The sequence below is a fragment of the Flaviflexus massiliensis genome (assembly GCF_001375495.1).
In the GTDB taxonomy this organism is placed as follows: Bacteria; Actinomycetota; Actinomycetes; order Actinomycetales; family Actinomycetaceae; genus Flaviflexus; species Flaviflexus massiliensis.
The window spans coordinates 1-6,235 of record NZ_LN831055.1 but is presented as its reverse complement, the minus strand read 5'-3'; the positions used below and the strand labels follow the sequence as shown (position 1 = coordinate 6,235).

The 6,235-nt window shown below is 52.3% G+C and carries 3 protein-coding genes, 1 tRNA gene and 1 pseudogene; 3 read left to right on the top strand and 2 right to left on the bottom strand.

The genetic code is table 11. The features are described 5' to 3' along the window. Positions 1-309 precede the first annotated feature (309 nt). Together BN1241_RS00040 and BN1241_RS00035 are read left to right on the top strand one after the other, a co-directional pair. Positions 310-978 carry a hypothetical protein gene (locus BN1241_RS00040; protein ID WP_054951732.1) on the top strand — a complete coding sequence of 223 codons (669 nt, stop codon included), beginning with the start codon at positions 310-312 and terminating at the stop codon, positions 976-978. A 529-nt stretch (positions 979-1,507) separates the two neighbouring features. Continuing rightward, positions 1,508-3,841: a hypothetical protein gene (locus BN1241_RS00035; protein ID WP_147599119.1), complete on the top strand. Its 2,334-nt coding sequence runs from the start codon at positions 1,508-1,510 to the stop codon at positions 3,839-3,841. A gap of 256 nt (positions 3,842-4,097) precedes the next feature. On the opposite strand, the pseudogene BN1241_RS00030 reads toward BN1241_RS00035, so the two are convergent. Beyond that, positions 4,098-4,460, bottom strand: a pseudogene (locus tag BN1241_RS00030) (transposase); the annotation flags it as partial. A gap of 286 nt (positions 4,461-4,746) precedes the next feature. Next, the gene (locus BN1241_RS13500; protein WP_390617978.1) at positions 4,747-5,238 is read right to left on the bottom strand and encodes a tyrosine-type recombinase/integrase; all 492 of its coding nucleotides are present in this window, start codon (positions 5,236-5,238) and stop codon (positions 4,747-4,749) included. A 472-nt stretch (positions 5,239-5,710) separates the two neighbouring features. Between BN1241_RS13500 and BN1241_RS12645 the strand changes: the two genes are divergently transcribed. Beyond that, a tRNA-OTHER gene (locus BN1241_RS12645) sits at positions 5,711-5,841 on the top strand. The last annotated feature ends 394 nt before the right edge of the window (positions 5,842-6,235 follow it).

The following is a 6,235-nucleotide window of genomic DNA, read 5'->3' as shown; positions in this document are numbered from 1 at the left end:
CTCGGACTGGATCACCAGTTGCACAGCCTCAGCTTTGAACTGCGCACTAAACTTACGCCTCGATGTTGAACCCATACCTTTGATTCTCCCTGATCAATGACTGTCCAACATCTTTAGTACACCCCACGATCTCGATACGGTCGTCAAGTGTCAGGTGGCGGTAGTGTGTGGACAAGGAAGCGCAGCCCTTCAGTTGTAGGTGTGGTAACTCACAACTTAGAAGGTGTTGCGCTTCCGATTAGAACCCGGGAACGTGTAGCAGCCCCGCAGGCTGAGGTATTCTCGAACAGTGAGGCCAGAGAGTTTTAGATGATCACCGCAGACTTAGTCATGGATGAGCGGCAAGAACGAATCGTCGCCGCGCTTGAAGAAAGACGTCATGAACTTGCCAGCGTGTACCGGACTGCATTGGCGTTACTAAATGCAGAAGTCGGAGAAGTAGATCGCCGCACGAAAGTGTCATTGATCGCGCATTGTATGCGTGAATTGATGAATCGTGTCTTAGACGCTTTCGACCGGCCAATTGGGCCCAGATTTGAGCCATCTTCTAGTGAGCAGATAAGGAGGCTCCCCGACCTACTGGCAAAATTTCCTGAACTCGAGCTGGACGGAGATCGGGAATCGGTACCAGTTCCTCAAGAAATTGCGACAGCTATGAGCAAGATTTTTAAGGCGGCGGTACAGGAGAAGCGACGAATACGAGATGATGTCGCTGCTCTAATTACGGATGATGGCAACGCGAATCATGTCGCAGTCACGCGCTGGATTGATTCGCGAACCTACTTTGTAAAGTGGACGCATTTACAAAACAAGGATATAGAAGTAGCTGCGTTGCCTGTGGACGACGAGATTCGAGAGCACATGGGTGTTTTTGAAGAACTGCTCGATGGTGTGATTACTGCCTTTTTTACGGCCAGGCAGTCGATTAATGATTTACTCGCTGAGATTAATGCCACGGGGGACGATACCAATGCCTAGTTTCAGTAGGCCTAGCCAGGAGCAGGTAGAAGCAGCCTTGCTCAAAATCCCAACGTTTCAACTTAGGCGTGTGTTCTACGAGGGGCTTCAGAATCCCCACTGGGTCCGCCCTCTCTTAGCAGCAGGAGCATTTACAGACCCACCAGAGCCAGTACCAACCGGAGACGGTCACATTCAAGAGAGATATTGGCCGGAACTGTCGTACCTGACTCGCATTGCGGAACAAGCACCCGATGAAGTCGTCGAGGTACTTCTACAGTTGAAAAAGAGCACAAACTCCTGGGTTCGCAGCGCCGTATTCGAAATTGGGTCGCGGATTCCGGCCGCTTCGGCTGTTCGGCTGGAGCCCTTAATCAGAGAATGGGCGTGTGACTTTGGGTTTCGCACCGACCCCCGATCACTGGTATCTCTATCCGTAAACTTATTGGAGGGTGGTGAGCCGCAACTCGGCCGTTGGCTTGCGAATACACTATTCGAACCTCATACGGAGGATGGGGTAACCCCGAAGGTTCGTAGACCCAGTACTCTCTTGGAGGATTATTGGTACGAGGAAGAGTTACCGCGCATCATTCCTGCCCTTGGCGAGAACGCTCTCAAGGCCATTGTTGGTTGGCTAGTTTCTTATGCTCGTTTGTCTGGCCTCGCATCCGATGATTATGACATTAGTGCGATCGTCCGCCCCTCGATAGTGTCCCAGGACAATTCTTCCGATCGGATCGAGGGGGCGCTTATCGACGCCGTTCGAGATTTGGCAATCCCGGCGATGCGCACAAATCCGAGTGAAACCGCAAACATCCTGGTGCGCTCTGGCGTTCAGCTCCTACAGAAGATCGCAATTTACGTCGTGGCTGAGGCTCTTCGACGGGAACTGGAGGATAACGGGGATGTTGAAGCCCTTGCAGGGATAGCAAAACAGCTCCTTGGCGATGCAAAGTCTGATGATGAATACATTCGCGTCGAATACGCAAGGTTGGCGCAAGAAGCAGCTCGTGCCGACAATACTGCAACCTCTGTCATCGTAGATTTTCTCGCAAGGGCATTTGAAACTGACCTGACGTGGATGCGAGAGCGTGTACCTCGTGACGAGGGCATAACCGAAGAAGGATGGGAATCAAAGATAAGGGCCAAGGCGCGACGTTACCGGCATAGCTGGTTAGCGGCTATCGGAATGGACTCACTTCCAGAGGTACTGAGGGAAGAGTTGCTAAAGCTCAATGAAGAGAATGGTGTGATCGATAAGCCTCTTGAGCCCCTCGGTCAAATCACCAGCTGGACTGGCCCGAATCCTCACACCAGTCAGGAGGAGATGCTGTCGATGGCTCCGCTCGAGCTTGTTGCTCATCTTGCCAATTGGCACGATAACGGCGACGGATGGGGGCCGGAACCTTCGCACGAGGGCCAAGGTCGCGCTCTCTCGGGTCTCTTAACGACGAACCCGCTCGCTCTAGAAGGAGTTCCGCAGCTGGGCAAGAGGCTTCGCCCGACTTACCTGCGTGCCATTTTGAAGGGATGGGAATCTGCCCTAAAAGCGGACCTTCCTCTCAACTGGCAACAAGCTTTCGAACTCGTAGAACATGTGCTCAACCACCCCCTTGCGTCCCCTTTTCCAATCGAAGGTGGTGATTTCGACGATGACAAGAATTACAGTGGCGCGAAAGGCGCCGCAATCGGACTAATTGAGGAACTACTTAAGAAGCAAGGATCAGTGGTAGTTCCTGAGTATTATGAAGAGCATTTCGCTCGAATGTTAATTAACTACTCCAATGACGAGGATGCGTGGGTCGCTTATGATACCTATGAGCGCGGCGTGTCGGAGTGGGATCCGCTAAATATGTCGCTGAATTTCCAATGGCCGGGCATAGTGCGAGCACTCATTATCGCTGCAACACGCACTAAGGAAGCGGCGTGGCGCGGGGAGGCACTTAAAGTTATCGAGCGTGAGATGTCGCGGGTTGACCAACATGGAGCTGGCCGGGCAGCTCTAGGCGAGGGCCTTGGCCGGTTGATGCAAGCCGCACCTGACTGGGTCGATGAGCACCTTGAAGAATTCGTTGGTACGCGTGAAGCCATTTCTATTGCGCAACAAATTGTGCTCACTACCGCTATGGCCATATATCGTTACAACCCTGTAATGTATGAATTACTGACCCCTTCGATGCTCGCTGCAATCGATGTCGGTGATTCTTTGACAGCAGGATGGAAATCCGACTTAGAGCCGCTGCCCCGAATAGGTGAGTGGGTAATCGACGCTTATGTTTTCGGCGATATCTCTGCAGATGATCCAGTATTTCAGAGTTTCTTCGGTCTTGTTACCCCTTCAGTTCGTGGCGAAGCCCTTGCGCATATTGCGTGGTCCTTCTTCCGTGCAGATAAAGTTGATGATTCGATCCGAGATCGATTTGGAAGGCTTTGGGACGATCGCATTAGGCATGTTCGTGAACACCCTGAGGAAACTCAAGAGCTCAGGGGGATCTATTGGTTAGCGAGGAGCAGTACTTTTTCTTCCGAATGGTGGCTTCCGCGTTTGCGTGACATACTCGAGCTGGATCCCGCTATTGGATCTGAAAGAACAACAATAGGGAAGGAGCTTGCACAAGCCTCGTTTTCGGACCCCGTCGCGGCGCTGAAGGTTCTCAAATTGGTAATCGGTGATTCCCCCGAGGGAGGGCGTTTCACCTACGATTTAAGTAGGAGGGCAATCCCGGTTGTTATCGCAAACGCAATGAGATTTGGTGATACGCAACTTGGGGCCGATGCCGAGAATTATATGAACCAACTCGGAGCGCGCGGGAATCACGGCCTGGAGGAAGAAGTTCAGGAAGTCCTCAAAGGTAGTTTAGGTATTGATGACATGGAAGATTAGCATGTGAAAGTACTAGCTCTCTGTTCTCGGGCCCTGTATTTTCCTTGGGAATGGTGGGTGCGGATATTTGCTTCACGAAGGCGGATTGGAACTGTTGGCTCGGAGAAGCCCACTCGCTCTGCATACTGGCGACGGGACAATGGGCTTTTCAGGGATTCGTCGAGGTCGGATGCCGTTAACCACTGTCCCTTCTCAGGGACCCGATCATCGACCAGACCTTGTGGGCCGGAAGTTGATTGCCCAAGATCTCAATGATCTACGGGTCTTCGAACTTACTTATGTTCGCACCATCTCGGCGTTTAGTTACACAGCGTTGGTCCTCGATGTTACAGATCGCTAGCCAGAGCAGTTTCACAACGGAGTTCTCGGTGGGGAACTGGGAACGGTTTTTCGTGACCTTGCGTAGCTGGTAGTTCAACGACTCGATCGCGTTCGTTGTGTATATCACCCGGCGCACGGCTGGCGGGAACGCCAGGAACGGGATGAATCGATCCCAGCCGTTCTCCCACACCGCGACCGCTGAGGGGTATTTCTGGCCCAGCGGTGAGTCAGCAAACTCCGTGAGCGCCTGCAACGCCGTGTCCTCGTTCGCCTCGCTGGCTTGAACCACTTCAGCTGTTGATTCATTGACCATCTTTTTTGTTCTCGTTTACGGCGCTTCCTGTAACTTAGATGGCTTGGTCCTGATTGCTGTGGGACAGCATGTCGTCAATGAGGAGGCTATCGTTGCGTGCAGGGTGGTTCCTGATTCCCGCGCGGGCTGATGTAGTGTTTTTGGCGGGCCAGGAACCCCTGCCGGATCCCTAGTGCATCGGCTGGCGCATGGGAGCATCAAGCTTCACGATTTCCCAGTGGCGGAGCATTGTTGCCTTGTCCATGGCTGCCAGATTGTCATGCCTGGTAAATTATGGGTCTTCTCTTTCGAAAATTTGTGGTGGGTCGATCTTGAGAAGGTTGGTTGTTTCTCGCGCTTGGGACTCTTCCACGTCTACATATAGTGCTGTGGACTGGATGGATGCGTGTCGCATGAGGGTTTGGGCGACGCGAATATCTCCACCAACACGTAGGAGTTGGGTGCCGAAGCTGTGTCGGAGTTGGTGGGTTTCGATTCTTATACCATTCCTGTCGAATGCTCGGGTGATGCAGTTCCCGACGGACGCACGGTGAATGTGGCCTCCTTTCCTGCTGGGAAACCACCAGTCATTAGTTGGCATAGTGTTAAAGAATGGTTGTAATTGTTCATTGATGGGAATCACGGCGATCTGGCTACCTTTGCCTAGTACGGTGAGTTGGCCTGCGAGTTGGTCATAATCACGTCCGTGTACCTTGGCGATTTCGTGGACTCTGAGTCCGACGAAAGCGGCGAGGAGGATCATTGTCCGTGTTTTCTTTCGCAGGTTTTGACTGAGTACGTAGTTGATGTGGACGGGTGGGGCGGGGCTTGTATCGGGGTCGTCGGGGTGAGGGTATGACTCGCGTTGGATTGTCGTCGGTGCGGTCAGTCAGAGTTGCCCATCGATAGAAAGCGCGTAAATGTGACAGATAGGACCATTTTGTGCTGTTGTTACGTTTCGTCGCTAGCCATTCAACAATGTCATCCGTACTGGCGTTGAGCGGGAATTTACCAGTGTATTTGGAAAATTGCTTCAGTACTCGAATTCGTTCGTCAATCGTACGGGAGCTTAGCGACTGCGCAATCATTGACATGCGCCATTGTTGTAACATTCGATCAATTCCGGACATACATAAAGGTTTATCCGGTTTTAAATCGATTTTATTCAGATTCGAAGTGTCTGCCGAATTGACGGTGGGGAAATCTATTGTCTAATCCGTTCGAGATCTGATCTCTGGGGCGAAGGTCCCAAGTGTGCCGCCTGGTAGGCGAGGGCAAGGCAAAGAGCGAATAAGGTGCTGTATGTCTTGTGTGCAACTATTCCACTAACCAGGGAAGTGTCGAACTTGTAATGAATAGGTCAAGAGTTCGATTCTCTTAGGCGGCTCAGTAAATCCCCACCAGATCAACAAAAGATCTTGGTGGGGATAACTTATCTTTCGCCCAATGATGGGCTGGCAGCCCCTGTGGTAGCCAATCAATATGGTCGGAACCCCACACAAGCCGTCCCGTCATCACTTGCCCTTGCAAGCCTCGATAACGAGGTCGGGTCGGTGCTGTGCGAGCCGCTTGTGGTCTGCCCGAATACTTCTTCTGCCCAGGTATGGAGCTCGAGGGAATTCGGTGAGAGTTTTCACCTCGAGGATGCCACCGTGGTTGCGTCCCTTAGTGTGGTGTAACGCTTTCTGATGGTGGGCCTTGGGAAATATTGGGGCGGCCACCGTCAGTAACCTTTCGACTCAACTACCACATCTCACCGAAAGGCACGTAACGATGACCGC